The organism is Bradyrhizobium sp. USDA 4369, assembly GCF_054056435.1.
On sequence record NZ_JBSRYH010000001.1, the window covers coordinates 1523779 to 1548905 of the forward strand.

The following is a 25127-nucleotide window of genomic DNA, read 5'->3' on the forward strand; positions in this document are numbered from 1 at the left end:
CACAGACTGCCGCAGTGGAGCGTATCGACATTGATCTACATGGTCGCCCGACTACGTTTCCTGTGAACCGCTTCTCAGGCGAGCTTGTCCATTTCACATTGGCGATCTCTGAACCGGTAACGGCCCGTCAGCGACCGCAGTCCAAAGCTGCGAAGCACAGCATCGAGACGTCCGACGATTATTCCGTCTCGTCACACTTCAGAACTGAGCGTGAGCGCACAGACCCGCGCGACGGCCTCGGCCTATCGTTAAACCTGAAAATCTGGAGTACCCGAATGAACAGCCTCTCCGGCCTCTTGGTTGCGATCTTGCCGTCAAACAACCTCGACATGTCTGAACGGTTCTACAACCGGCTAGGCTTCGCGCGCCCGGACAGCCAAAGACCAGGTCCGGGAGAACCCGATACTTATCGCATGCTGTCTAACGGGCAAGGCGGGCAGCTACATCTGACGGATGCGGTCGACGGATGGCTGGTTCCGGGCCGAAACCCCTTCGGACTGTATCTCTATATCGAGAATGTTGATGCTGCGGCCCAGGAATTTCATCAATCGCCCGAAAACAAGCCCTGGGGCATGTATGAATTCGCCCTGTCTGATCCTGATCAAACGCTTGTCCGGGTTGGCTGGCCAAGCCGCCTCCGCGTTGGACCGCGATAGACGCCTCCTGTCTCAGGGCGCCAAAGTTCTTTGAGGCGAGGTCGCTCCCGTTAGTATCCCGTAGCCGAACTCCCTCATAGACCGTTGCCGTGCGCCGGAAACATTGGGGTTTGACTCGCGAGTACCAAGTCATGCCGATCCGGCGCATCGCAAACCGCGATCGGAGGCGATCGCTGACAGCTGTCGGGGCATCGTGCAGCTCCCCCCAAACGTCCCGTCTTTCGCGAGCGGCGGCGTCGCAGACTAATTATAGCCCCTTGGGACCAGTTCAAATCGGGATCAAAGCTCGTGCGGCACCGCCGCCAATCGGACATCATCAGCAAGCACCAGCCCGAAAAGATTGAGCACTATGCAGTCGTTGTATTGTAACATCACACTCTTTCTACGAGACGCCACGCATGCAACCTCGGCGAGCTTGTGCCTTGCCCGCGTGGATGATCATTCGTATGATTCACGAGTCGCCCGGAGATGAGAGAAGAATCCTCTACCGGCACACATTCCTTAAAAGTCTCGCGATACCCTGCCAGTGTTACAAGGACGTAATCTTCTGGCGTTTCCGCTATTGGTGTTGTGTGGCTCGGCGCACTTGGCCCGGGCGGACAGCACCGTTGAGACGCCGCGCGTCAGAGTCACGATCGGCGGCCGGGCTTTTCTACAATACGCTCCGGTGACACTTGCCGAACGGCTGGGCTTTTTCAAGGACGCGGACCTCGCCTCTGAGATCCTTGACGTTGCCGGCGGATCCAAGGCGCTCCAGGCTCTTGTGGCAGGACGTGCTGATCTCACCGCTGGCGCGTTTGACCATGCGATTCAAATGTATGCCAAGAGTCAGACGGTTGTTGGGGTCGTTCTGTGTGGCCGGCATCCAACGTTCGCGTTGGCTGTCCGAAAGGACAAGGCTACTGACTATCGCGGCCCAAACAGCTTGAAGGGCACGAAGATCGGCGTCACCTAGCTGAGGTCCACACCCGCAACGGAACAAGCGGATTCGATCAGATGCCGCACGGTCCGCGCATCCCAGTCGAGCCTCTCGGGGACGTCCGTCCAATAGCTCGACAGCACATGTGCAGCATGTCGTGCTTTGACACCGAGACCAACGACCGTTCTGGCGGGGATTGCCATGATGGCCCGCTCAATCGGATCAAGCGAGCTCAACACCGCTTCGATGCGCGCGAGGCCAGGCTCGACCATGGTGGCGACCTGCGATTTTGTATCGCAGGAGGCGGCCGTCAATTGCACATCCTGCTGCTGCAGCGTCGCAAGTTCTGCAGAGAGGGCCTCAAAGCTGCGGCCGAGCGCAACCAACACAGCATCGGGATTCTTTTCGATGGCCTTCTCATCGAGCATCAAATCGCCCGGCTTCACGCCCGCTAATATGCGCAAGGCTTCGTCAAGAGACATCACCGATCTCCAAGCCGAGATTCACGGTCGATGGAAGGCCGCCGACAACCGGCCGGTTGCGAGGGGATCGACGCAGACCTACACGCCGTCACCTCTCCTTCTGCGACGTGGGACGATATCGTTCAGTCGTATTGACATCAATACAATATGTGTTTCGGGCCATAAGCCATAGGTCTCAGACTGCGCCAGAGCCTCGTCACACCTCAATGCAGCGAGCTTTCATGGCGACCCACGGCGTCGTGCTTCATACCGGTTCGCTTCGACCGACATGTCGAGCCGAACTGAATTGAGCTCCGCCCGCTTGGCCCACTCATGGCACGCGGGCTTTCACTTAGCGAGCTACCGAGATTGGTCGTCCTATGACAAGGACACCGGTCGGAAGGGATGGAATCAGCCGGCTCAGAAGGTCGACCGCGCGCCTGGAGCGGACTCTCGGCATGCGAGTATTCGGTTCCGCCATTCGCTTTCGCGAAATCTGATGGCGCCCGCCAGCTTCATCCGCCCCGGCTGCCAAAGCAGCACAAGTGAGCCTCATCGAATGTCGATGCAGGCTCAGACTCCAACCGGCGCGCAACGATCGTCATGGACCAGCGATCCGATCCATCTTCAAGGACTGCGTCCAGATCGCCCCCGCGCCGGCCTGGCGGTCAGCGGATCGCGGCGCACCGACGTGTTGGGAGCCTATGCAGGGGACGATGCGACGTCGTCAACCAGCGACGCTCCGACCAGCCGGGCAGGTGTGGAGCCGATCGATCCGCAGGGAAGGATGAGGCGCCTGTAATGCACCCGCAGCCTGTCATTTCGATGCGGGCGCCGTATGACGGCATCAACGTCATCGAAGAGCGGCCGCCCTGTGCGCAGCACATGGTCGTAAACGCCACGAACCCATTGGCCGTAGTGATAGTCGGGCTGCTCCTCAAGCGGCAATCCCGGCGCATGCTGTTGCCAAGTTCTGCCGAAGCTTTCAAATCCGGAGCCGATCTCGGCGAAGATAAGCCGGCCGTCGACAGGCTCTATGATGACGAAGCGCTGCAGCGAATGCAGATCGAGCAGGCCCTTCAAATCGGCGCTGTCGCTGGTCCGATCACATTCCAGCCATCGCATGAACAGGACAGCGAGCGGCTCTGCTTCCCTCGCAAGCGCGGTAATAGGCAACTCGCGGCTTCTGAACACCGGCGACAGGTGCAGGCGGGCGCGTGCGACCTCGTCCTCGATATAGGCCATCGCCTGGCCGGCCTTCGGAAACATCCGCTCGACAACGTCATCGCCGGCTTTGACAACGATAATGCGCTCCATCGCTTTGTCCGCGATGAAGTATAATGCCGCAGCGATGCTGACGCCGCAGACAGTCCTGGGCCTGAGCCGGATTCGCGCTGACCGGCTGTCGATCATGGTCACGGCGACGAAGCCGAGATTGTCGACAACATAGGAGCAGAAATCGAAATCCGACACTGGGCATTGCAGAAACGTCCGCAACACAGGCGAATGAGCATCCCAAGCCCGCCCATGATCGTCCAAGAGGATGGTTTGCATCGGATCCTGCCATCTCCGACCAGAACGCGGCAATGCTCGCCAAGCGCCTGTCGCGCCATGACCTATCAGATCATTGTATCAGATCCGCCAAACAGCTGACGCGGGTACCGAACGAAGCGAACAGTTGAACGCATATCGATCCCTACCGCTACTACAAGCTTCGGTAGCGGCCTGCCATTGCCCCTGTCCAGCCATCTGTTTCGAGAACGCACGCCGCCGCTCGCGTCCGGCTGCTTGCGCCGGCCGCGCGTACAGGGGTGCACCTCCGTCGCTCGACACCGACCACGCTGATGGGGCCAACGACTACCAGAGTTAGTAATTGATCCAGGCGTCGCAAAACTGTCAACTGGTGGTTGATGGAAGACCCGCACCGGAAAGGGAGTTCTTGCATGCTCACGCGACCGCAATCGAACCGTCATGCTGCAGATGATCGTACGGAACCTGCATCTCGCGCCGCAGCGCTACGCGATCAGATCTGCAGCAATCACGATCTGACCTTTCTGATGGAGGCCCATGACGGCCTCTCGAGTGCGGTTGCCGAACGCGCCGGCTTCAAAGGCTTGTGGGCATCAGGCCTGTCGATCGCCTGCTCTCTCGGTTATCGCGACGCAAGCGAAGCCTCCTGGACTCAGCTCGTTGACGTGGTCGAACGGATGGCCGATTCGACACGGTTACCAATGCTCGTCGACGGCGACAGCGGCTTCGGCAACTTCAACAACGCGCGACTCCTGGCGCGGAAGCTCCGCCAACGCGGCGCGGCAGGTGTCGCCTTGGAAGACAAGCAATTTCCGAAGATGAACTCCTTCATCGGCGATTGTCACCCGCTCGCCGATACTAACGAATTCTCAGGCCGTCTTCGTGCGGTGAAGGATGCCGTCGGCGACGAGCTCGTTCTCGTCGCCCGCATCGAAGCCTTGATCGCCGGCCGCGGAATGGACGAGGCCCTGCACCGGGCTCACGCTTATGCGAACGCCGGAGCCGATGCCATTCTCATCCATTCACGGAAGAGCTCTGCCGACGAGATCCTCGCCTTCGCAAAGGGTTGGCAGAACCGCCTTCCCGTCGTGATCGTCCCGACCAAGTACTATCAGACGCCGGTCTCCGCCTTTCGTGCTGCCGGCATCTCGACAGTGATCTGGGCCAATCATGCGATGCGAGCCGCGACAGCGGCGATGCGCGAGGTCTGCCGGCGCATCATCGCCGATCAGGGGATCGCCGGTATTGAGCCCGATGTCGCGACCCTCGATGAGGTCTTCTCGCTGTTCGACTACGAGGAGCTGGCGCGTGCAGAGGCTCACTACCTGCCAAGGCAATGACGCCACAGACCATTCGAGACCGACTTGCCCCCGACCACACACACTGCTCTCTGATGAAGGATCAGGCCATGACCCCGACCGCACTGGCATCACGCGTCGACACGCCGACCGATGTTTCGCACGTCAATCGTCCGGATATCGCAAAGATCATCCAGTGGCGCGACAGCTCCTACGCCGCCGATCTCTATATCGCCGCCGTCTCCTGGCTCGACCTCTTCAGCTATCTGGACGGCCATCCAGTGTCCGAAGACGAGCTGCGGCAGCACTTTTCGCTTCGTGAACGGCCGACCCGCACCATGGTTCGGCTGTTCGAATCCTGGGGTCTCATCATCAGGCAGGGCGGAAAGCTGCATGCCACCACCGAGGCTCTCCGTTATCTCAGCAGTCGATCCGACGGCAACGTCGCCTCCTACATCGCGACCATGAAATACAAATCCTCGGTTCGCGAGCTGTACGACGTTCTGCGCAACGACGGATCCGACACCTGGCATGTCGAGCGCGGGGATACGACCAGCTGGGACGATCTGATGCTGACAGATGAGTTCGCGGACCTCAACACGCGCGGCATGGAGGAGCGCGGCCGGATCTTTGCCCCGCATCTCGCCGCCCTGCTCGACTGTAGCAATGATACGTCCGTGCTCGACATCGGTGGCGGCTCCGGCGTCTATTCCGCTCATCTGCTGATGCGTTATCCCGCGCTGTCGGCCATCATCTTCGAGCGCCCTCCGGTCGATGAGCTCGCGCGGTCCTGTCTGCTCGCGCGGGGTCTCTACCCGGATCGCGTCCGTATCGTGGCCGGCGACATGTTCGTCGACCCGCTGCCACGGGAGGCCAGCCTCCACCTCTACTCCCATGTGCTGCACAATTGGGGGCCCGAGAAGGTCCGCCTGCTGATGCGGAAGTCTTATGACAGCCTTCCATCCGGCGGCCGCATCGCGGTCTATAGCTGTCATCCCGACGATCGCGGCGGGCGCCCGGCTCCAGCCGCCGAAGCGGAGTATTCGGTGCTGTTGACCACCGGCTACGAAGGCTGCTGCTACAGCTTCGAGGACATGCGAGCGATGCTCGAGCAGGCCGGCTTTGCGCATGTCGAGTATCACAAATCGCTCTGCAATCGCAGCCTGATCGTGGCCAAGAAGCTCGGTTGACGTCCGGAGCTCGACTGTTCTGGGAACGGCAAAGCCGTTCCCAATGTCTGAAGCGCAGGAGCAGAGCGATGTCCGTGCCGACGAATGTTCTCCTATCGAGATTGGCTGCAGCAGGCTACACCTTCTTTTCAGGTGTTCCCTGCTCGCATTTCGGCGACCTGTTTGAGAGGGTGGCCGAGAGCAACGCGTTCACCGACGTGGCTGCGGCGAACGAGGGCAGCGCGGTGGCGCTCGCCGCCGGCGCCGCCTTGTCCGGGCAGCGCGCCGTTGTGGCGCTGCAAAACTCCGGTCTCGGTCACGTCATCAACCCCCTCACCTCATTGCTGATGGTCAACAGCATCCCGCTGCTTCTGCTGATTTCGATGCGAGGGCATCCCGACGAGAGCGCAGACGAGCCGCAGCACATCTTCATGGGCGCCGCGACAAAGGCGATCCTTGACCAGCTCGCGATCGCGTGGTGCGAATTCGACGGCACGCCGGGCGGGCTGGATCGGATGATCACCCGGGCCGGTGAAGCGCACCGGCGGGAAGCCCCTTTTGCCCTGTTGCTGCGCAAGGGTCAGCTCACGCAGAGCTTCGGCAAGCCGGCGCCCGACGCAGCGCCCGGCTACCCGCTCAGCGCCGGACAGGCGATCGAACTGATCTGCCAGCAGCTTGAGCGGGGCACCCTGATCGTCTCGACGACCGGGTTCATCACGAGAGAACTGTTCCGGATCAACGACCGTCCCGAGAACTTCTACATGCAGGGTTCGCTCGGCCACTGCAGCGCATTGGCAGCAGGCCTCGCGCTCGCGATGCCTGAGCGTCCCGTGCTGGCTTTGGACGGCGACGGCGGCGCGTTGATGCACATGGGTGTGATGTCGACGATCGGACACACCAAGCCTCAGAACCTCATCCACGTGGTGCTGGACAATGAGAGCTATGCGTCAACCGGCGGGCAGGCATCGACCTCATGCAGCTCGGCCCTGGATCTCGTGGCATCGGCCTGCGGTTATCGCTCCTCGACACGTTGCGTCGCAGCCGAGCAGATCCCAGGCGCAATCGAGCACTGTGCGCGGACGCAAGGTCCTCATTTCCTGCTTTGCAAGATCAATCCCTCTTATCCCGCAACGCTGCCGCGTGTGACGACCCGGCATACGCCGGTCGCGAACAGGCGCCGTTTCCAAGACGCCATCGGGCTCGGTACTCTCGAACCCTCCATTGTCGGCTGAAGGGGTGCGATGTCATGGTTCGCAGGCATTCGACCTCGGCAACCCTGTGCCTGATCTTCGTGATCCTGGTCTGGGGTCTGAACTGGCTCGTCATCAAGGATGCGCTGCGGATCGCACCGCCGCTGTTGTTTACGAGCCTTCGTCTTCTCGGCGGCGCGCTGGCCATCGCAGTGGCGCGCCTCGCGCTCGGCTATCCGCTTCGCCTCGGCGAGCGAGGACGACTCAATTTATTGGCCGTCGGCATGCTGCAGATGGCCTGCGGGCTCGGTCTCAGCCTGGTCGGCCTGCAATATCTCGACATCGGCCGGAGTGCCCTCATCTTCTATACCATGCCGCTTTGGCTGGCGATCGTTGAGTGGGTGTTTGATGGCAGGCGGCAGACCGGGTTCGAGCTTGCAGCAATAGGCTGCGGGCTAGCCGGCATCATGCTGTTGAGCGCCAACGGCCCCGGGCAGCCCCACCCAACAACTATCGGCACTATGGCAGGGGTTGCCCTGCTGCTGGTTGCCGCCATGTGCTGGGCCTTGGGAACATGGCTTGCCAACCGAACCCGTAGCGATGTCGACATCTGGAGCCGGACCGTCTTCCAGCTTGCCACATCGGGAGTGGCCGCAATGATAGCCTCGGCGCTCCTCGAACCGCGTGTCGGCGTCAAGCACCTTTCAGCTCTCGTCTTGCCGATCGCCTTCAATTGCATCGTCGCGACAGGGCTGGCTTTCGTTGCCTGGTCCTACGCGCTGGCCTCGATCCCGGCCCGGATCGCATCCCAGAGCCTGGTTCTGATTCCGGTCGTCGCTTTGGTCTCAACCGTCATCCTGCAGGGTGAGGAACTCGCGTTGCGAACCGTGCTTGCCTGCCTCCTGATCATCATGGGCGTCACCATCGTGATCTGGCAGCGCGAGGAGCAACCGCGGCGCAACAGGGCGATCAGAACTTCATTCAGCGAGATCGAAGAGGCTGGAAAGCCTCAGGCCGAGCGTCAACCGAAACAGGCTTTGAGTTGAGGTCGCCACATGCCGACGATTGAGCCGATCCACCAACCCATGCTGCTGGCCGGTGCCCCCGCGGACGCGGATCGCGTCATCGAGGTCAGGAATCCGTTTTCCGGCGCGCTGGTCGGGACAGTACCGCAGGCAGAGCCACATCACGTCCGGGCTGCGTTCGCGGCAGCCGCACGCTTCCGTCCAAGGTTGAACCGCCGCGAACGGGCGGAGATCCTGCTCGGGACCGCGCGCGCGATCGCACGGGATCGAGACCGGCTCGCACGGTTGATCACCGCCGAGACCGGCCTCTGCCTGAAGGATTCCCTGCATGAGACGAGGCGCGCCTGCGACGTGTGGTCATTTGCGGCCTATGCGCTGATCCAAAATGATGGCGAGATTTACCCGGGAGACATCGGCGGAATTCCCCATCAGCGGCGCATTTTTTCGCTGCGCACCCCGCTGGCCGGGGTCATCGCGGCCATCACCCCGTTCAATCATCCGCTGAACCTGGTCAGCCACAAGCTGGCGCCGGCCATTGCGACCAACAACCGCGTCGTGCTCAAGCCGTCGGAGCAGACGCCGCTGACCGCGCTAGCACTCGGCGGGATCCTGCGCGAGCAGGGCTTGCCAGAGGGCATGCTCTCGATCGTGACCGGAGCGCCGCACGATCTTGGGAGTTGCATGTTCACGGATGAGGACGCCGAGCTTGTGACCTTCACAGGGTCGGTTCGTGTCGGGCGGCAGATCGCGGAGCAGGCGGGCTACCGGCGGCTCGTCCTCGAACTCGGCGGAAACGATCCCTTCATCGTCCTTGCGGATGCCGACGTCGATCGCGCCGCTCATCTGGCCGTGCAGGGCGCGGTCAGACATTCCGGACAGCGCTGTACGGCGGTGAAGCGCGTGCTGGTCGTCGAGGAGCTCGCCGATCGATTTGCCGAACGGGCCCTGCACCATATGCAGCAGCTCTCGACGGGCGATCCCAGCGACCCCTCGATTGATCTCGGCACTGTCATCAGCGCGGACGCAGCCCGACTGATTGCCAGGCGCGTGGCTGGCGCGGTCGCGGCCGGAGCGCAGCTTCTGCTCGGCGGTGAGCCTCGCGGCGCTTTTCATCCCCCCACTCTGCTCGACCATGTCTCACCCGCTTGCGAGCTCGTTGCCGAGGAGACGTTCGGCCCGGTTCTGCCGATCATCCGATGCAAGAATGATATCGACGCGATCATCGCGACCGCGAATGCCACCAGGTTCGGACTTTCGGCTGCGATCTGTTCCAACCGGCTCGATCAGCTCACGAAGCTCATCGAGGGGCTCGAGGTCGGCTCGGTCAATGTGTGGGAGGTTCCAGGCTATCGCACCGAACTCACCCCTTTCGGCGGCATCAAGCAATCCGGACTGGGTCACAAAGAAGGAATATTGGAAGCGATGCGCAGCTTCACGCAGGTGAAGACCTATTCTCTGCCCTGGTCAGTCTAGAGCACGATCCGGAAACGTGGAAACCGGATTTTGCGAAAAGATCATGCTCAAGCAACGAGGAAAGATCATGATGCGTTTTCCTGGAAACGCATCATGATCGAGGCGGCTCAAAGCCCGCTCGCCCGGAGAGCGTTCGCGGACCGTAGCCGATCTCGCTGCCGCGCCGTGAAGGATTGCTGCTGCGGTCCCGTTGAGCACGTGGGCGCGATCAGGCTAGTCGAGCAGCAGCTTCTCGGCGGCACCTTCGTCGGTCACCAGAACATGACAGAACCCGGCCAGCAGCGCGGCGCGAATGATCGCAACCTTCTGCAGTCCGCCGGCCGCCAGAACCCGGTGCTTGATCCGATGAATGTGCTCCCATGGCGGATTGATGGTGCGCCGCGACAGCGGATGATCCACCCGCTTGCCGGTGCGATCGAGGTAGTGGCCACAGATGTCGCCAACCGCGCCGGCTGCTCGCAGTGATGTCCAGGTCTTGCGCGAGATCACGTTGTATTCAAGCACCTTTGACTGCTCGGAAAGGTCGATTGCACTCAACAGCGCCATGTCCAGATTCGGCACCATGGCCAATACGGAGCGAACAGGCTCGCTGTCGACGATGAGGTTGCGGAAGGCCGCATCGTCGACGAACATGGGCGCGGTGAGATAATAGCAGCGGGCTCCAAGTGCGCGCGCGATCATTGCAGCATTGTCGTACGGGTTGATCGGCGCACTTTCCGCCAGTCCGCCACACAGCAGGACAACCTTGGTGTTCTGCCCGTGACGGGGTCTTAAGTTCTGGGCCGCCGCATTGATCGTCCCTCCCCAGGTGATTCCGATCGAGCCATCCGCGGGAAGCTGCTCGGCGATGTAATTGGCAGCTGCGGCGCCCAGGAATGATCTGACGTCGAGGTCGCTCATGGGGCTTGGGACGACGATGGCTTGCATCAAGCCATATCGCGCAACGAGCTCCGCCTCGAGTTTCGTCTGCTGACCGGCGGGATCGGTGATCGTGACCTGCACGAAGCCGCTTTCCCGCGCCAGCCCGAGGATCCGGTTGACCCGCTTCCGCGTCATGTTCAGCCGCTGCGATATTGCTTCCTGGGTCTGCCCTTCCTTGAAGTAGTACCAGCATATTCGAGCAACCAGCACACGATCTTCCAGGATCGCATCAACGTTGTCGCTCTCGCCGTCGCGCAGTCTCAGGTTTGAGGTGGTCACGTCACAGCCTGAATCGATTGGGTCTGACGCATGTGTGCCCTGCGAAGCCTGGTCGGGCAACTACCATCCCTGCGATAGCCCAATTGTACCCACAACGTCACAAATGTGTCAGCGAAGCGGGCTAAGTACCCTCGTGTCCAAAAGGGGGGGGCTCGCCATGCGAACCATGCTGCTGTCGGTTGCACTTCTGTCTGTCTCGTTCAGTGCTGCTCTGGCCGAATTCTCGGACGGCAAGGTCGTGATCGGCGTGATGGGGGATCAGAGCGGCGTCGTCGCCGACGTGGGGGGGCCCGGCTCGATCGTTGCGGCCCGGATGGCGATTGCCGATTTCGGGGGAACCGTTGACGGCACCCCGATCGAGATCATCACGGCAGACCATCAGAACAAGCCGGACATCGCCTCCAGCATCGCGCGTGAATGGTTTGACCGGCGCGGCGTCGATGCCATCGTCGATCTGCCGCATTCGGGCGTGGTCTTTGGGCTGATCCCGCTCGCGACCGACAAGAAGCGCTCGCTTCTGATATCCGGCGCAGCCTCGACCGACATCACAGGCCGCTATTGTTCACCCTATGTCACGCATTGGACCGACGATACCTACGCGCTGGCGCGCGGCACGGCAGCCTCGCTGCTCGACCAGGGCTTGAAAACCTGGTTCTTCCTCACCGCCGACTATTCGTTCGGCCACGATCTCGAAAGCGTGGCCCAGCAGGTCGTGGACGAGCGCGGCGGCAAGGTGATCGGCAGCGCTCGCCATCCGCTGGGCACGGCTGATTTCTCCACACTTCTGGTGAAGGCACGCAGTTCGTCCGCCGAGGTGATCGCCCTCGCCAGCGCCGGGGCCGACACTGTCAACGCCATCAAGCAGGCGGGCCAGTTTGGGATCGCGCGCGCCGGCCAAAGGCTGGCCGCCCTGCATGCCTTCGTCACGGACATCAACAGTATCGGTCTGGAGACGGCGCAGAACCTGATCATCAGCACCGGCTTCTACTGGAACGACAATGATGCGACCCGCGCCTTCGCCCGGCGGTTCTTTGCCATCCACGGGCGGATGCCGACGCGTGAGCAGGCCGGCGTCTATACCAGCGTGCTGCACTATCTGAAGGCTGCACAGGCTGCGCACGGCGACGACGCCGCTTCTGTCAACGACCAGATGCGACAGCTGCCGGTCGACCGCTTCGGCAGCGAAGCGCACATTCAATCAAATGGACGTGTGACCTATGAGATCGGCGTCTATCGCGTGAAGTCGCCGGCAGAGAGCAAAGAGCCCTGGGACTTCTACCAGCGCACAGCCACGGTTCCGGCAAGCGCGGCGTTCCGGCCGGCATCCGCATCCGGCTGCAGCTCGCAGGCGGCCAAGACCCAATAAACAAGACTCAATAAGCAACGTTCAATAAACAAGGCGCATGAAGCATGACCGCCAGCGCTTCGCTCCGTGCATTCGAAGCACCGAGAGCCGTTACGGCCCCGCCGTCGGATCCCGTGCTGAAGGTTCGCGCCCTGACAGTTCAGTTCAAGGATTTTGTCGCCTTGAACGAGGTGTCGCTCGACCTCCGGGACGGCCGCATTCACGCGGTGATCGGTCCGAACGGGGCAGGCAAGTCGACGCTGTTCAACGCGATCAGCGGCTTCGTTAAACCGACCCGCGGCCACATCGAATTGTTTGGCCGCGACGTCACGGCCTGGCCTGCCGATCGGCTGGCCAGGCTCGGGCTGGCGCGATCCTTCCAGATCTGCGCCGTCTTTCCCGAATTGTCGGTCGAGGACAACATGCTCGTGGCGCAGGCCCATGCCAGCCCGCCGCTCCGGCTGTTGCGCCGGCGCGGCAGCGACGATCTTGCCCCGCACAGCGAGGCGCTCCTCGCGCGGGCTGGCCTTTCCTCCGAGCGACGCAGGCCGGCGCGTGAACTATCCTATGGGCGGCGGCGCCTGCTCGAAATCGCAACCACGCTCGCCCTCAACCCGCGCCTGCTGCTGCTCGACGAACCGACGTCAGGGCTCGGCCGGGAAGATATCGGTCCAGTCGTCAAGATGATTGCCGAGGCGGCGGTGGATTGCTGCGTGCTGCTGGTCGAACACAATCTCAAGGTCGTCGAGCGGCTTGCCGATCACGTCACTGTCCTTGCGAACGGAGCCGTTCTCAGCGGCGGATCCTATCAAGAGGTTGCGCGTGATCGCAGCGTCCGCGCCGCCTATCTCGGTGGCTCCGCCGATGCTTGACCCGCACGCAACAGACGCAAGCCGCCCGCTTGCGATATCCAACCTCAAGGCATGGTACGGCGAGGTCCAGGCGCTGTTCGGGATCGACGTCACCATAGCGGAGGGCGAGGTCGTCGTGCTGTTTGGCCGCAACGGCGCCGGCAAGACCACCATCCTGCGTGCCATCATGGGCCTGCTGCAGCGGCAGTCGGGGCAGGTGCTGATGCACGGGCAAGACGTGGGTTTGCTGCGTCCGTCGGAGCGCGCGCGTCTTGGTCTCGGTTACTGTCCGGAAGAGCGCGGAATCTTCGCCAGCCTCACGGTGGCCGAGAACATGGCGCTGCCGCCGCTGCTGGGCGGCGCCGGCATGAGCGAGGAAGAGATCTTCGATCTGTTTCCGAATCTGCGGTCGCGGACGCGGCATTTTGGCGGGCAGTTGAGCGGCGGCGAGCAGCAGATGCTGGCGATCGGGCGGATCCTGCGATCCGGTGCGCGGACTCTGCTGCTGGACGAGCCGACCGAGGGGCTCGCACCCATCATCATCCGCCAGATCGAACACGCGATCATCGCCCTGAAGCAGCGCGGCTACACCATCCTGCTGGTCGAACAGAACCTCGCTTTCGTGCTGGGTGTCGCCGACCGGGTCGTCGCCATCGAGAACGGACTGGTGGTCGACGATTGTCAGACCGGCGAGGCAGAGCGGATCGAAACGCGCCTCTCCAAATATGTTGCCGTGTGAGCCTGCATGTCGAACCTGATTCTCTCCTATCTGACGATCGGTCTGGTCAACGGGTCGTTCTATGCCCTGCTCTGCCTTGGCCTCGCGTTGATCTTCGGGCTCCTGAACATCCTCAACATGGCCCACGGCGCGCTCTACATGATGGGCGCATTTGCCGCCTGGGCGGCCGTGACGCGCCTTGGCCTTCCCTATCTCGTGGGTCTCTGTGCGGCCGCCGTCCTGGTGGGAACGGCTGGCATGGTGCTGGAGCGGCTGCTGCTGCGGCGGACCTATAATCTCGATCCGCTCTATGGATTCGTGCTGAGCTTCGGGCTCGCGACCGCGATCCAGGGCGGATTTCAGGTCGCCTTCGGCTCCACGGGACTGCCTTTCACGCCGCCAGCCTTTCTGTCGGACGTGGTCGATCTCGGCTATGCCGTGTTCCCGATCTACCGGCTGTGGGTCGTGATCGTCGCGCTCACCGTCTGCCTCGGCGTGTGGATCTCGATCGCGCTCACCAAGGCCGGGGCCACGCTTCGCGCGGCCTCCGAGAATGCCACCTTGGCCGAAGCGCTCGGTGTGCCGATCCCTTTGGTGATGACAGCCACCTTTGGGCTTGGCGCCGCGCTTGCGGGCCTCGCCGGCGCCCTCGCCGCGCCGATCTACCAGGTGAGCCCGCTGATGGGCTCGGACGTCCTCCTGGTTGTCTTCGCCATCATCGTGATCGGCGGGATGGGCTCTCTCGGAGGGACGATCCTGGCGGCCTATTGTCTGGCATTGCTCGAGAGCGCCACGCTGGCGGTGTTTCCGGAAGCGGCCAATGTCATGATCTTCGCCTTCATGTGCATCGTTCTGTCGGTCCGGCCCCAGGGCCTGTTCGGCATCGAGGTGTTGCGCAGTCACTCCTTTGCAGGAATTGCTCCGCCGGTGACGGAGATGGCTGATGCACGGCCGGACCTGAAATTCGAGCGCCTTCTGATGACCGTCCTGATCGCAGCTGCGCTCGCGGTGCTGCCGGCACTGCTCTACCCGATCTTCCTGGTCAAGATCTTCTGTTTTGCCATTCTTGCCGCCTCGTTCAATGTCCTGCTCGGATTCGCCGGCGTCATGTCATTCGGGCAGGCGGCCCTCTACGGGACGGCCGCCTATGTCACCGCGCATGCGCTGAAGCAATGGGCGCTGTCCCCCGAGCTCGCCATGCTGGCAGGCATCGCCGCCGCCATTCTGCTCGGCGTGATCATGGGTGCGCTGGCGATCCGGCGGCGCGGCATCTATCAAGCCATGATCACGCTCGCCGTCGCCCAGATGGTCTATTTCGTGTTCGTGCAATCGAGCTTCACGCATGGCGAGGACGGGCTCCAGGCGGTGCCACGCGGGGTCCTGTTCGGTCTGATTGATCTGCGCAACGACCTTGCCGTCTATGCCCTCGCCGCGATCGCCTTCTGCTCCGTTCATTTCGGAATCAAGCGGCTGCTGTCGTCTCAACTGGGGATGATGCTTGTTGCAGTGCGCGATGACGAGCGGCGCGCTTTGTCCCTTGGCCAGAACGTCTGGAGGCTCAAACTATTCGCCTTCGCGATCGCTGCCGGCTGTGCCGGCCTCGCCGGCGCGCTCAGCGCGGTCGCCTTTCAGCTCGCGACCTTGTCCGGAGCCCATTGGCACCTGTCCGGAGAGGCGGTTCTGATGTGCCTCATCGGCGGCCTCGGCACGCTGAGCGGACCTTTGGCCGGCGCCGCGGTCCTGGTCACGATGCAGCACTTTCTCGCGCCTTTTGGCGCCTGGGTGCAGGTCCTCCAGGGGACGGCTTTCGTGGTCTGCGTCCTCACCTTTCGTGATGGCATGATTCCTCGGCGCGCGTTCGCCTGGCCGTTACGCCTGCGCGAATCCACCACCACCGCCTTTGCGGCGGCCGAGACCCTCGAGGAGACAGGGCGATCATGACGAGCGCGATGAGACAGATCCGACGCGAGCCTTGCGAATTCAACACCGATCCTTCGCTGCTGACCGCGACTGCTGCAGTGCGGGCCATCCGCGAACGGCGCCTGTCTGCGACCGCACTGCTCGAGGCCTGTCTCGCCCGCATCGCGGCACGCAACGGCGAGGTCCACGCCTTCAGTCACCTCGCCCAGGACGCAGCGCGCACGCAGGCGCTCCTCGCCGACAAGGCGCAATCGGAAGGCCGGCTCGCCGGGCCGCTGCATGGCCTGCCGGTCGGGGTCAAGGATGTCTTCGATACGATCGACATGCCATCGGAATATGGCAGCAGCCTGTTCCGCAACCGCCGCCCGGCAGCCGACGCTGCGGCCGTCGCGATCCTCAGGCGGGCGGGCGCCGTCATCATCGGCAAGACAACCACATCCGAGTTCGGCATGTATCATCCGAGCGCGACCCGCAACCCCCATGATCTCGGGCGTTCGCCGGGCGTGTCTTCGGCCGGCTCGGCAGCAGCCGTGGTCGATCGCATGATCCCCCTTGCGCTCGGCACCCAGCACACGGCCTCGACGGTCCTGCCGGCATCGTTCTGCGGGGCGTATGCGTTCAAGCCGTCGTTCGGCTTCACGCGCATGGACGGCTCCAACATTCTGGTGCCGCGGCTTGCACAGATCGGCTATCTCGCAAGATCGGTCGAAGATCTCTGCTTGTTTGCCGGGGCATTCGATCCTTCTGTCGACGGCGCCGCGGATCGGATCGGTCGCCCTCCACGGCTGGCCGTGGTGCGCGGACCCGGATTTGAGCAGGTCACTCAGGACGCGGACGAGGCTTTGACGGCCTTTATCGGCGCGTTGCCGGTGGCGGTCGACGAGCTCGATCTTCCGAACGCGTTCGGCCAGGCGATCGAGGTGGCTCTCGGGCTCTTGAATGCTCATCTGGCGGCCCGCTTCGGGGATCTTCCTTCGCATCTGCTTGCCAGGCTGTGTCCGCCACTCCAGGACGGAATCACCGCCGGCAACGCGCTCAGCGCGAAGCGCTACATCGCGTTGAACGCGATGGCTGATGGCCTGATCAGGCTGAGCTCAGAGCTGTTCACGCGTCACGACGTGCTCGTGACGTTGTCAGCCGCAGGCGAGGCGACACGGCTCCATGAAGGTCCGGGCTCCGGGAGCCTCGCGATGCCCTGGAGCCTGTGCGGCCTGCCCGTCATCTCGCTGCCGCTGCTCTGTGGAGCACATGGCTTGCCGATCGGCCTCCAGCTCATCGGCCGCCATGGCTCTGATCGAGAGCTGCTTCAAAACGCCGCCTGGGTTGCTCACGCCTGCCGCCCGCCAACACGGGGGGATCATTGATGCGCAATCCATCCGTCACCAGGTCCACGGGCTCCGGCACGCCGGTCGACGTCAATGGACGGGTCTACAATTGGCCGCGCGCTGCCACCGTCATCATCTGCTTCGACGGTTGCGATCCGGACTATATCGCGGCTGCAAGCGCTGCTGGACTCGTCCCTGCTCTCGAGCGCATGCGGCGGGACGGCTTTGCCACCACGGCGCTCGCTGCCATGCCGACCTTCACCAATCCCAACAACGTCTCGATCGTCACCGGCGTTGCCCCCGCGCATCACGGTGTCTCAGGCAACTTCTACATCGATCGGGCGAGCGGAGAAGAGGTGATGATGGTGGACGCATCACCGATGCGGGCACCGACCATTCTCTCCGCCTTTTCACGCGCTGGAGCGAAGGTGGTCGCCGTGACGGCCAAGGACAAGCTCCGCAAGGCGCTCGGCAAGGATCTTGAGGGAATCGTGTTTTCTGCCGAGAAGGCCGATGGCTGCAGCGAGGCCGAGAACGGCATCGCGGACGTGCCTGGACGGATAGGACGTTCGGTCCCCGATCAGTATTCGGCTGAGCTGTCGCTCTTCGTCCTGGACGCAGGTGTTCGCCTGCTGGCGGACCATCGTCCGGATCTGATGTATCTGTCGTTGTCCGACTATGTTCAGCACGCCTACGCGCCGGATGAGCCGGAAGCCCTGTCGTTCATGTCCGCAGTCGATCAACGGCTCGGCGCGCTGCTCGCTGCAGGAGCGTTGGTCGGGATCGTCGCCGACCATGGGATGAGCGATATGGCGCAGGCCGATGGTTCGCCCAACGTGATGTATCTCGGCGATCAGCTCGATGCGATGTTCGGCGCCGGACGGACGCGGGTCATTTGCCCGATCACCGACCCGTTCGTCCGCCATCACGGTGCGCTCGGTGGCTTCGTCCGCGTTCACCTTCAAGACTCCGCTTTGCGCGGCCCGGACGTCGTGTCGTTTCTGGCCGGTCTTCCCGGCGTTGGTCTCGCCCTGACGGGGGACGAGGCGGCAGCCCGCTTCGAGTTGCCAGGCGACCGCGAGGGCGACGTCTGCGTGATTGCAGCCAAGGGCGTAGCCCTGGGTGGACGAGCTTGCGACCACGATCTGTCCAAGCTTGCCGGGACACGGCTGCGCTCGCATGGCGGCCTTGCCGAGCAGACCGTGCCCTTCATCCTGTCTCGTCCGCTCCGCTCCGACGTGGCGACACCAGCCGAACGGAGCTTGCGGAATTACGACATCTTCAGCGTCGCGCTCAATGAGGTGGACCTTTGACCAACAGGCGTGTTGTCATTATCAATCTCGACGGACTCAGGCGGGACTTGGTCTCTCCGGCAACGACGCCGCATCTTGCAGCTTTCGCTGCGCGCGCCGAGTGGTTCGAGGACTACCGGACCGTCTTTCCATCATGCACGCGCGTGGTATCAGCGAGTATGGCGACCGGGTGCACGCCCGCAAGCCACGGACTGCAGGGCAATTCCGTTGCCCTGATCGAATCCGGCAGGTTGGTCCTGCGCGACGCCGGCGATCCGCAGTTTCTGCAGCACAAGCGCCGCGTCACCGGATGCGCGCTGCAGGTGCCGACGCTCGCGGAGCGAGTCAAGACCGTGGGAGGCCAGATCGTCTTCAGCAACGTGTCCCCCGGGGCTGCTTACGCCCATGATCCCGACGGGCACGGATTCGTCTATCACCGGGCGGGATCGTTCGGTCCAGGACGGATCGAAGTTCAGGCCGATGACCGGCTGGACGTCACCCTGGATAGCCGCGGCGACGGCAGAATGACGGCACGCTTCATCGACGAGGTGGTGATGACGCGCTGCCCCGCAGTGGGGATCTTGTGGCTGGGCGAGCCGGACCATATTCAGCACAATGCACCACTCGGTTCTCCGGAGCATCTCGCCGTCCTGGCCGAAGCGGATCGTCAGGCAGCAATGGTGATCACCGCGGTCGAAAAACAGCGCGATCAGGGTGAGGACATCCTCCTGCTCATCGGATCGGATCATGGTCACCAGACAGTCGACGGCATCATCGATATCGATGCCGGCCTGATCGGCGCAGGCCTGAAGGACAATCATGGATCCGACGAGATTCTCGCGGTCTCCAACGGCACTTCGGCCCTGATCTATGTCGACCCTGAGCGAGGACCCGCGCTGTCACGCGTGCGGTCATTTCTGGACAGCAGCGATTGGGCGGGGCAGATCTTCGGTCCCGAAGAGCTAGGCCGCATCGGACAAGCTCATAGCAGCGGCCTCGCCTTTGCCGTGTCCATGCGATCCACAGACGATCCCAACCCGTTCGGAATCAAGGGTTCGAGCCTCGCGGCCAAGCCCGCTATTGGTAAACCGGATCGTCTTGGATGCGGACAGCACGGAGGTCTCGGCATCTACGAGCAGGCCCCCTTCCTGATGGCGTGGGGCGCAGGCTTCCATCCGGGCCGGACCCGCAAGACGCCCGCGCACGTCATCGACCTGGCGCCGACGGTGCTGTCCCATCTTGGGCTCGCCTGCACGGGAATGGACGGACAGGCCTTGCAGGCGGCGGCCTGGCGTCTCGAACCGAGCACAATCTCGGCCTGACCGACGCCGTGAACGGTCGAGCGGCACGAATGATCGTCCGACGAGACTGCCGAGTGCCCGAAATGATCGAGGCATCGGCCTTGCCGGACCACTATCGGCACGATGGAACGACGCGGTCGGTCATGCCCGACGACCTCGGACGTCGTGGCCCTTCGAAGATCGTTCTCAGCCCGGCACACCCGCCGCCCGGAGAACACCGTCACCCTCGGCCCGGCACGGCACATCTCCCCGCAAGCCGACCTCGCATTGGGTAGCTTTATGGTCCACCGATGCCTCTCCAACGCAAGCCGCGCTCGCGGATCAAAGCGCCGGACGATCAAAGAAAGTACGCCTCAACCCGATCCGGCCTTCGCTGACATGATAGATATCGGCAAATCTTGCTTTCAGCGGACGTCCATTTCGGTCCAGGCCCGTGAAGCTGCCCCAGCAGGCGATCTGCTTTCCATTGCTCAGCACCTGTTCGAGCAGGTGCTCTCCCGAGGCCACGATGCGCTCATGACGATAGAACTGCATGATGGCCGGCCTACCGACAAAAGGCTCATAGCCTGGCCGTTCATAGATGGCGCCGTCGTCCAGAAGCCTGGACAGGCCCGGCCAGTCCCGACCATCGATACACGCGAACAGGTGCCTGACATAGGCCTCGGCGTCCTGGTGAATAGGCAGTCTTTGCATGCCTTGCCCCACCACTGAGAGCTGGTCGTCTTCACATCGCTGCCGCGCGCGGATCCTCGTCCTCGCGCCAGCGGGCCTCCAGGGCCGCGTCGAGATCGGCCAACAGCTCGTGCATCGGCATCCAGACAAGACCACAGCGCATCGATCCGAGCGGAGACGCGACCAACTCGATGCTCGAGTGCTCGATCCGGGTGTAGCCGGTGCGATCCGCCATCCCTCCAGCAATGACGGCGTCGCCCATCATGCTGATCGTATAATCCGTATTCCAGCGCGCATAGGCATAGGCGCGCGAGATCCGTGGCAGGATTCGCGCCAGCCCCCTGCCGCGATAGTCACGCCGGTACCAGCCAGCGCCGGAAAACACGACCCTGCCCGTAATGGTGGTCGCCACCGGGGTGGCGATCTTGCAACCGTCTCCACGTGCCAAGGCGGCTGCTGGATCTGCATAGAACATGCGGAGCGAGGTGGCTTCCTCGAACAGCGTCGTGGCCGTCCAGTCGTAGTAGCGCCCTGCCTGGGTCGCAACGACCTGTTCGTCCCTGTCTCGTCCGATGATGACAAAGCTGTTCTCGGCCGTCGCACCACCCAGATCCGGGTCGAAGATCGGCACCAGTGGCCGCCAGCTGTCGGAATTAGCCCTGTTGATGTCGAGCAAATCCTGTAGGCTTGCAAAATAGAGGCTGATCCCGCGCTCTCGGGCGGCGGTGTCCGCGGCGAGGAAGAAGCGCCCCAGGAGACTGACCGGACCGTGATCGATCTTCAGATTGGAAGGCACGCGTCCAGATTGAGGACAACGATCCTGCATGGAGATTCCCTGGCCGTTTGCAACGTCGCGCATGTTTGGTCTGACCGCCGACGATCGCACCCGACTTATCCTTTGTAGTTGTAGCGTAAATGACATAATTCTGGTTGATTGTTTCAAGCTGAGATTGATGCCTCAGGAGCGAACATCTTCAATACGGCATGAGGTAATCGGACGTGACGACCTCCAAGCAGCTCCCTGGCAGACGGTCACCTGCAGCCCAGAAGCAAGGCAAGCGGCTCAGGCTGTCGTCGAAGAAGCCCAATCATGTCGATCAGCATGTGGGGACGCGTCTGCGCCTGAGACGGAACCTGCTTGATCTCAGCCAGGACGACCTCGCAAGACGGCTCGGCCTGACGGCCCAGCTGATTCAGAAATACGAGGCCGGCGAGACGCGGATCAGCGCATCTCGGCTTTACGAGATTTCCAACCAGCTCGCCGTTCCGATCACGTGGTTCTTCGAGGAACTCAACGACACTCCACAATCGGCTTCGTCAAAGGCTACGCACGATCAGCCGGCGGATTTCAGTGAACTTGTCACCAAGCGAGAATCTCGCCAGCTGCTCGAGCTCTATTTCGGCATTCCCGACGAGCGCCTGCGCCGGAAGGTGCTTCAGGTCGCTGAGCTTCTGCGCACGCGCGACGATGAGTAGTGCTCGCGAGACTGACGCAAGCTCATCGCGAGCCATGTCGAGCAGCAGGCTTGAGCACCAGATCCTTGCACCATGAGCGCAGTTGACCGTTGGTCGCCAGGCGGACCGGCGCTCGCCCGTCACGCTGATCGACGTTGGCTGCGCAGCAGATTCCGGTAGCCACCCCCGATCAGGGTCTGACCTGTTTGAACCAGGCGAATGGTCCGGCTGCGCAGGTCGTGCGTTTTCCATCCCCGGGTTTCAACGCGCTCGGAACCGAACAAGGCTGCGGCGATGGTCCGGTAGTTGTGGCCATCAAGACGTCCAATTGCGCTGCCTTCGCACCGGCAATGACATGAATGGTCACGGCCGCAGCGGGCTCATGCAGCTTTCGGAACATCGAAACGACTCTGGTGAAAGACATCGAGCGAACCCGGCAAGTGGCCGGCTGCGATCGCATCGGCCAAGACGGCGGAATGCAGAGCCGCCAGCGTGACCCCTGAATGCCACAACGCCACGAAGGCGCCCGGGTGCTTCTGCGACTGGGCATAGACCGGACACCCATCAGGGGTCATGATGCGCAAGCCAGCCCACTACCGGACCAACTTCGCCTCCGCGAGGTCCGGCACAATGCGCAGCGTTCGCCGGCTGAGATCTGCCGCCGCAGCCGTCGTCGCGGAGCTATCAAACCCGGCTTCCTCATGGGTCGCACCGATCATCACGGTGCCTTCCCGGGTTTGACGCAAGCCGCTGGTCGGCAGGGGCAGAAATGATTCGAGGCGCTGGGCCACCAGGGTCTGCCCGCGCTGGGGCCGCAGCGGGATGTCAAGAGCCACTTGGCGTGCGAGCGCCTGAGACCCGAGACCTGCAGCAATCAGCACCCGCGGCGCACTGACGGTCTCTTTTCCGAACGCCACCGTAAAGCCGGCCTCGCTGGGCACGATCAGCCGCACCGCAGCGTCGCGACGCAGCTCTCCGCCAAGACGCAGAATTCCGGAATGAAGGACCGCAAGCAGCTGAAGCGGATTGGCGTGGCCGTCCCGCTGGCCGAAGCTGGCTCCGGCCACGTCGGGTCCCAATCGAACCTTCGGAAGCAGCTTGGTCAGCGTCGGTCTCAATCGAAGCCGTGGAGACGCCTCGACACGAAGGCGCCGGATTGGTCCGGGATCTCGATCAACCCAAGCCTGATCGCCTTCACGACGGCCACGGTCCGGCTGGTCGTGCCGAGCTTTCTCATCGCCTTCTTGATATGGAAGTTGATCGTATTCTCGCTGATGCGGAGAATCATCCCGATGTCCCAAGAGGACTTGCCCTCGGCGGTCCATCTGAGGCATTCGCGTTCACGTTCGGAGAGGTCGATCGACGTCTTCTGGCTCGCCGGCCGGGCCAACTCGCCAAACGCCACATGGAACTGCCATGCAAGGGCGCAGAGATGTCTCATCTGCCGGACCGGGTCCGCGTCCTCGAAGCGCGATGCAAAGGATAGAACCGAGAGGCGTCCCGAGGGTCCGAACAACGGGACGCTCACGCCATGTTTCAGGCCCGCCTCGCGGCTCTCTTGGATCACCAGCCGTTCGCTCGCTTGCAGCTGATCCTGTTCGAGAAGCTGGTCCCACAGGAATGGCTTGCTATGCGATTGGGTCCGCGTCACGACCGGATCCACCTGATAGTATTTGCGCTCGAAATAATGCTTGCGCCAGTCGAGAGGAAAATTGAGAGCGATCGCCGGCAGCGGGTGTTCCGGCAGCCGCACGGTCTCCTCGTAATTCAAGGCGCCGTAAGCGACTTCGCTGAACCCTTCCTCCGTTGCAGAACCGACGAGAAGGTCGAACAGGTCAGACAGAGATTGCGTGCGGTTGGCACAATCGATGAAGCTGAAGAGGTCCATTGCTACCTCACGGCAGACAAAGCTGCGCAGACTTTCCGCCCTGATGTGATCGTGCAGAACGACTTGGTGGCGACGGCCGGATCGCCTCGGTCCGTTCTTGTCCCCTCGTCCGCCCCGACCGAGGCCGGAAGCAGGCACTTTCTTGGTCAAACTTCAGCCCAACCTGAAGTAGACAGTAACATCTTATACACTGCCGTGCAAATAACGATCACATTCCGTTAATGTTGCGAAGCTGCTACGTCCCAAGCATTCGTCCTGCCCGGGACCAGCCACAGAAACGGTCTGACCGACTGCTGTGACCTGCAGCAAAACAGCTTGCTCAATCGGCCGTCCTCGTGCCCCCGCGTCGGCATTCTGAGGTGTCGCTGGCAATATTGACAGGGACCGATCGTGTTTGTCCCTGTAGAGCGCCACGTCGGCGGGCTCGGCCGCGCCCCGAGCGCACAGGCACTCTGTCAATGGCGGGGACTTGAGAAGTCAAGAACAAGCCCGACCACAACCCAGAATTGCGTCTAATTGTAGGTCATATTGCGGCACGGTTTGACGGATGTCGTCTTTCTCGCCGACGCAGCGACATGACGCCGTTCCCGAGTGGCGAGCTACTCGACTGGGTAGCTCGCTCGCTGACGCCTTGCCCATTACGCTGCGGCTTCCTGTCGTGCGGCTCCTTGGACGATGATCATGCGTACGCTTTCAATCAGCTGGGAAACCGCCCATCGGCATGGCGAAGCTTGGATCTCGCACCACCGGCTGCGCTACAGGATGTTCGTCGAGCGCCAAAGATGGGCCGTGCCCCACTATCAGAACATGGAATATGATGAGTTCGATACGCCGGCAGCCACCTACATCCTGGTCGTCGACGAGCATGACCAGGCGCTGGGCACCGCACGGCTGATTCCGACCACGCGCCCTTACATGGTCGAGTCCTTGTGGCCCAACCTGGTCGACGGGCTGCTGCCGCACTCCGAGCGGGTCTGGGAAGCGTCCCGATTTGGCTGCGATCGCGTATTGAGCGCCGGCGGGCGGCGCCGGGTTATCGGGCAGCTCATACAGGCCTGTCAGGAATTCGGCATTGCCAACGGTGTCACATCATATCTTGGCGTGATGCCGAGCTGGGTCTTCCAGAACGTCATCGCAGCCCATGGCTGCCCAGTGCGGCCGTTGGGGCCAACGCTGTCCCTGCACGGACACGCGATCGAAGCCGCCTCGATCGAGGTCTCACCAGCGGTTCTTGATCTGGTTCGCGCTCACACGGGACTTCGACAGACATTGCAGGATGCCGAGCGCATTCAGGTCACCCCCTCCTCGCTGTCCCCTGCGCTGGCAGGCGACGATCTGGCGGACCCGGCAACGCATCCGCCTGCAACGGCACAGATCGAGATCCTCGCCGAAGCTCAATGAGCCGGCGTCAGCCGGGCAAGTTTCCTAGCGCGCTCCGC

Annotated in this window: 24 protein-coding genes; 16 read left to right on the forward strand and 8 right to left on the reverse strand. The window is 62.6% G+C overall.

All coding sequences use genetic code 11. From position 1 onward, the window contains the following. Positions 1–14: 14 nt before the first annotated feature. Positions 15–656 (forward strand): hypothetical protein, encoded by a 642-nt coding sequence (locus tag ACVIJ6_RS06980; RefSeq protein ID WP_456772083.1) that lies wholly within the window; start codon positions 15–17, stop codon positions 654–656. 526 nt (positions 657–1182) lie between these two features. Further along, positions 1183–1611: an ABC transporter substrate-binding protein gene (locus tag ACVIJ6_RS06985; RefSeq protein WP_456772084.1), complete on the forward strand. Its 429-nt coding sequence runs from the start codon at positions 1183–1185 to the stop codon at positions 1609–1611. On the opposite strand, the gene ACVIJ6_RS06990 is transcribed toward ACVIJ6_RS06985, so the two are convergent. Further along, entirely contained in the window at positions 1608–2057 is a 450-nt protein-coding gene (locus ACVIJ6_RS06990; RefSeq protein ID WP_456772085.1) for a hypothetical protein, read from the reverse strand. The genes ACVIJ6_RS06985 and ACVIJ6_RS06990 overlap by 4 nt on opposite strands. A gap of 681 nt (positions 2058–2738) precedes the next feature. Next, positions 2739–3455 carry a hypothetical protein gene (locus ACVIJ6_RS06995; protein ID WP_456772086.1) on the reverse strand — a complete coding sequence of 239 codons (717 nt, stop codon included), beginning with the start codon at positions 3453–3455 and terminating at the stop codon, positions 2739–2741. 524 nt (positions 3456–3979) lie between these two features. Here ACVIJ6_RS06995 and aepX point away from each other — a divergent pair. The 5 genes from aepX (at position 3980) to phnY (ending at position 9721) form a co-directional block, all read left to right on the forward strand. Then, positions 3980–4906, forward strand: a complete 927-nt coding sequence (gene aepX / locus ACVIJ6_RS07000; RefSeq protein WP_456772087.1) for a phosphoenolpyruvate mutase — start codon at positions 3980–3982, stop codon at positions 4904–4906. 68 nt (positions 4907–4974) lie between these two features. After that, positions 4975–6054, forward strand: coding sequence for a methyltransferase (locus ACVIJ6_RS07005; protein WP_456772088.1), 1080 nt, complete (start codon positions 4975–4977; stop codon positions 6052–6054). A 68-nt stretch (positions 6055–6122) separates the two neighbouring features. After that, positions 6123–7265, forward strand: a complete 1143-nt coding sequence (gene aepY / locus ACVIJ6_RS07010) for a phosphonopyruvate decarboxylase (protein ID WP_456772089.1) — start codon at positions 6123–6125, stop codon at positions 7263–7265. A 14-nt stretch (positions 7266–7279) separates the two neighbouring features. Further along, a complete protein-coding gene (locus ACVIJ6_RS07015; protein ID WP_456772090.1) occupies positions 7280–8269 on the forward strand; it encodes a DMT family transporter in 990 nt (329 codons plus the stop codon). 9 nt (positions 8270–8278) lie between these two features. Beyond that, positions 8279–9721 carry a phosphonoacetaldehyde dehydrogenase gene (phnY, locus tag ACVIJ6_RS07020; protein ID WP_456772091.1) on the forward strand — a complete coding sequence of 481 codons (1443 nt, stop codon included), beginning with the start codon at positions 8279–8281 and terminating at the stop codon, positions 9719–9721. 213 nt (positions 9722–9934) lie between these two features. On the opposite strand, the gene ACVIJ6_RS07025 is transcribed toward phnY, so the two are convergent. Then, positions 9935–10921: a sugar-binding transcriptional regulator gene (locus ACVIJ6_RS07025; RefSeq protein WP_456772092.1), complete on the reverse strand. Its 987-nt coding sequence runs from the start codon at positions 10919–10921 to the stop codon at positions 9935–9937. Between the two features lie 34 nt (positions 10922–10955). On the opposite strand from ACVIJ6_RS07025, the gene ACVIJ6_RS07030 reads away from it, so the two are divergent. Genes ACVIJ6_RS07030 through ACVIJ6_RS07060 form a run of 7 tightly spaced genes read left to right on the forward strand, consistent with a single transcriptional unit; the run spans position 10956 to position 19694 of the window. Then, positions 10956–12287, forward strand: a complete 1332-nt coding sequence (locus ACVIJ6_RS07030) for an ABC transporter substrate-binding protein (RefSeq protein WP_456772093.1) — start codon at positions 10956–10958, stop codon at positions 12285–12287. Between the two features lie 44 nt (positions 12288–12331). Beyond that, positions 12332–13138, forward strand: a complete 807-nt coding sequence (locus ACVIJ6_RS07035) for an ABC transporter ATP-binding protein (RefSeq protein ID WP_456772094.1) — start codon at positions 12332–12334, stop codon at positions 13136–13138. Further along, positions 13131–13856, forward strand: a complete 726-nt coding sequence (locus ACVIJ6_RS07040) for an ABC transporter ATP-binding protein (protein ID WP_456772095.1) — start codon at positions 13131–13133, stop codon at positions 13854–13856. The genes ACVIJ6_RS07035 and ACVIJ6_RS07040 overlap by 8 nt, the downstream gene beginning before the upstream one ends. A 6-nt stretch (positions 13857–13862) precedes the next feature. Further along, the gene (locus ACVIJ6_RS07045) at positions 13863–15776 is read left to right on the forward strand and encodes an ABC transporter permease (RefSeq protein ID WP_456772096.1); all 1914 of its coding nucleotides are present in this window, start codon (positions 13863–13865) and stop codon (positions 15774–15776) included. An 8-nt stretch (positions 15777–15784) separates the two neighbouring features. Then, positions 15785–17119, forward strand: a complete 1335-nt coding sequence (locus ACVIJ6_RS07050; protein ID WP_456772097.1) for an amidase — start codon at positions 15785–15787, stop codon at positions 17117–17119. Then, positions 17119–18393 (forward strand): phosphonoacetate hydrolase, encoded by a 1275-nt coding sequence (gene phnA, locus ACVIJ6_RS07055; RefSeq protein ID WP_456772098.1) that lies wholly within the window; start codon positions 17119–17121, stop codon positions 18391–18393. Before ACVIJ6_RS07050 ends, phnA begins: the two co-directional genes overlap by 1 nt. After that, positions 18390–19694 (forward strand): alkaline phosphatase family protein, encoded by a 1305-nt coding sequence (locus ACVIJ6_RS07060; protein ID WP_456772099.1) that lies wholly within the window; start codon positions 18390–18392, stop codon positions 19692–19694. Before phnA ends, ACVIJ6_RS07060 begins: the two co-directional genes overlap by 4 nt. Positions 19695–19994: 300 nt before the next feature. Here the strand turns inward: ACVIJ6_RS07060 and ACVIJ6_RS07065 are convergent, their stop codons facing one another. Both ACVIJ6_RS07065 and ACVIJ6_RS07070 read right to left on the reverse strand, forming a co-directional pair. Beyond that, the gene (locus ACVIJ6_RS07065) at positions 19995–20366 is read right to left on the reverse strand and encodes a nuclear transport factor 2 family protein (RefSeq protein WP_456772100.1); all 372 of its coding nucleotides are present in this window, start codon (positions 20364–20366) and stop codon (positions 19995–19997) included. 31 nt (positions 20367–20397) lie between these two features. Next, entirely contained in the window at positions 20398–21288 is an 891-nt protein-coding gene (locus ACVIJ6_RS07070; protein WP_456772101.1) for a hypothetical protein, read from the reverse strand. Positions 21289–21344: 56 nt separating this feature from the next. Between ACVIJ6_RS07070 and ACVIJ6_RS07075 the strand changes: the two genes are divergently transcribed. Next, a complete protein-coding gene (locus ACVIJ6_RS07075; RefSeq protein WP_456772102.1) occupies positions 21345–21821 on the forward strand; it encodes a helix-turn-helix domain-containing protein in 477 nt (158 codons plus the stop codon). A 119-nt stretch (positions 21822–21940) separates the two neighbouring features. On the opposite strand, the gene ACVIJ6_RS07080 is transcribed toward ACVIJ6_RS07075, so the two are convergent. From ACVIJ6_RS07080 to ACVIJ6_RS07090, 3 genes are all read right to left on the reverse strand, one after another. Next, positions 21941–22129 (reverse strand): DUF2285 domain-containing protein, encoded by a 189-nt coding sequence (locus tag ACVIJ6_RS07080; protein ID WP_456776919.1) that lies wholly within the window; start codon positions 22127–22129, stop codon positions 21941–21943. A gap of 264 nt (positions 22130–22393) precedes the next feature. Next, on the reverse strand, positions 22394–22918 hold the full coding sequence (locus ACVIJ6_RS07085) for an NAD(P)/FAD-dependent oxidoreductase (protein ID WP_456772103.1): 525 nt from the start codon (positions 22916–22918) through the stop codon (positions 22394–22396). Then, positions 22915–23838 carry a helix-turn-helix transcriptional regulator gene (locus ACVIJ6_RS07090; protein WP_456772104.1) on the reverse strand — a complete coding sequence of 308 codons (924 nt, stop codon included), beginning with the start codon at positions 23836–23838 and terminating at the stop codon, positions 22915–22917. Before ACVIJ6_RS07090 ends, ACVIJ6_RS07085 begins: the two co-directional genes overlap by 4 nt. 525 nt (positions 23839–24363) lie before the next feature. Here ACVIJ6_RS07090 and ACVIJ6_RS07095 point away from each other — a divergent pair. Next, a complete protein-coding gene (locus ACVIJ6_RS07095) occupies positions 24364–25089 on the forward strand; it encodes an acyl-homoserine-lactone synthase (protein WP_456772105.1) in 726 nt (241 codons plus the stop codon). Positions 25090–25127 lie beyond the last annotated feature (38 nt).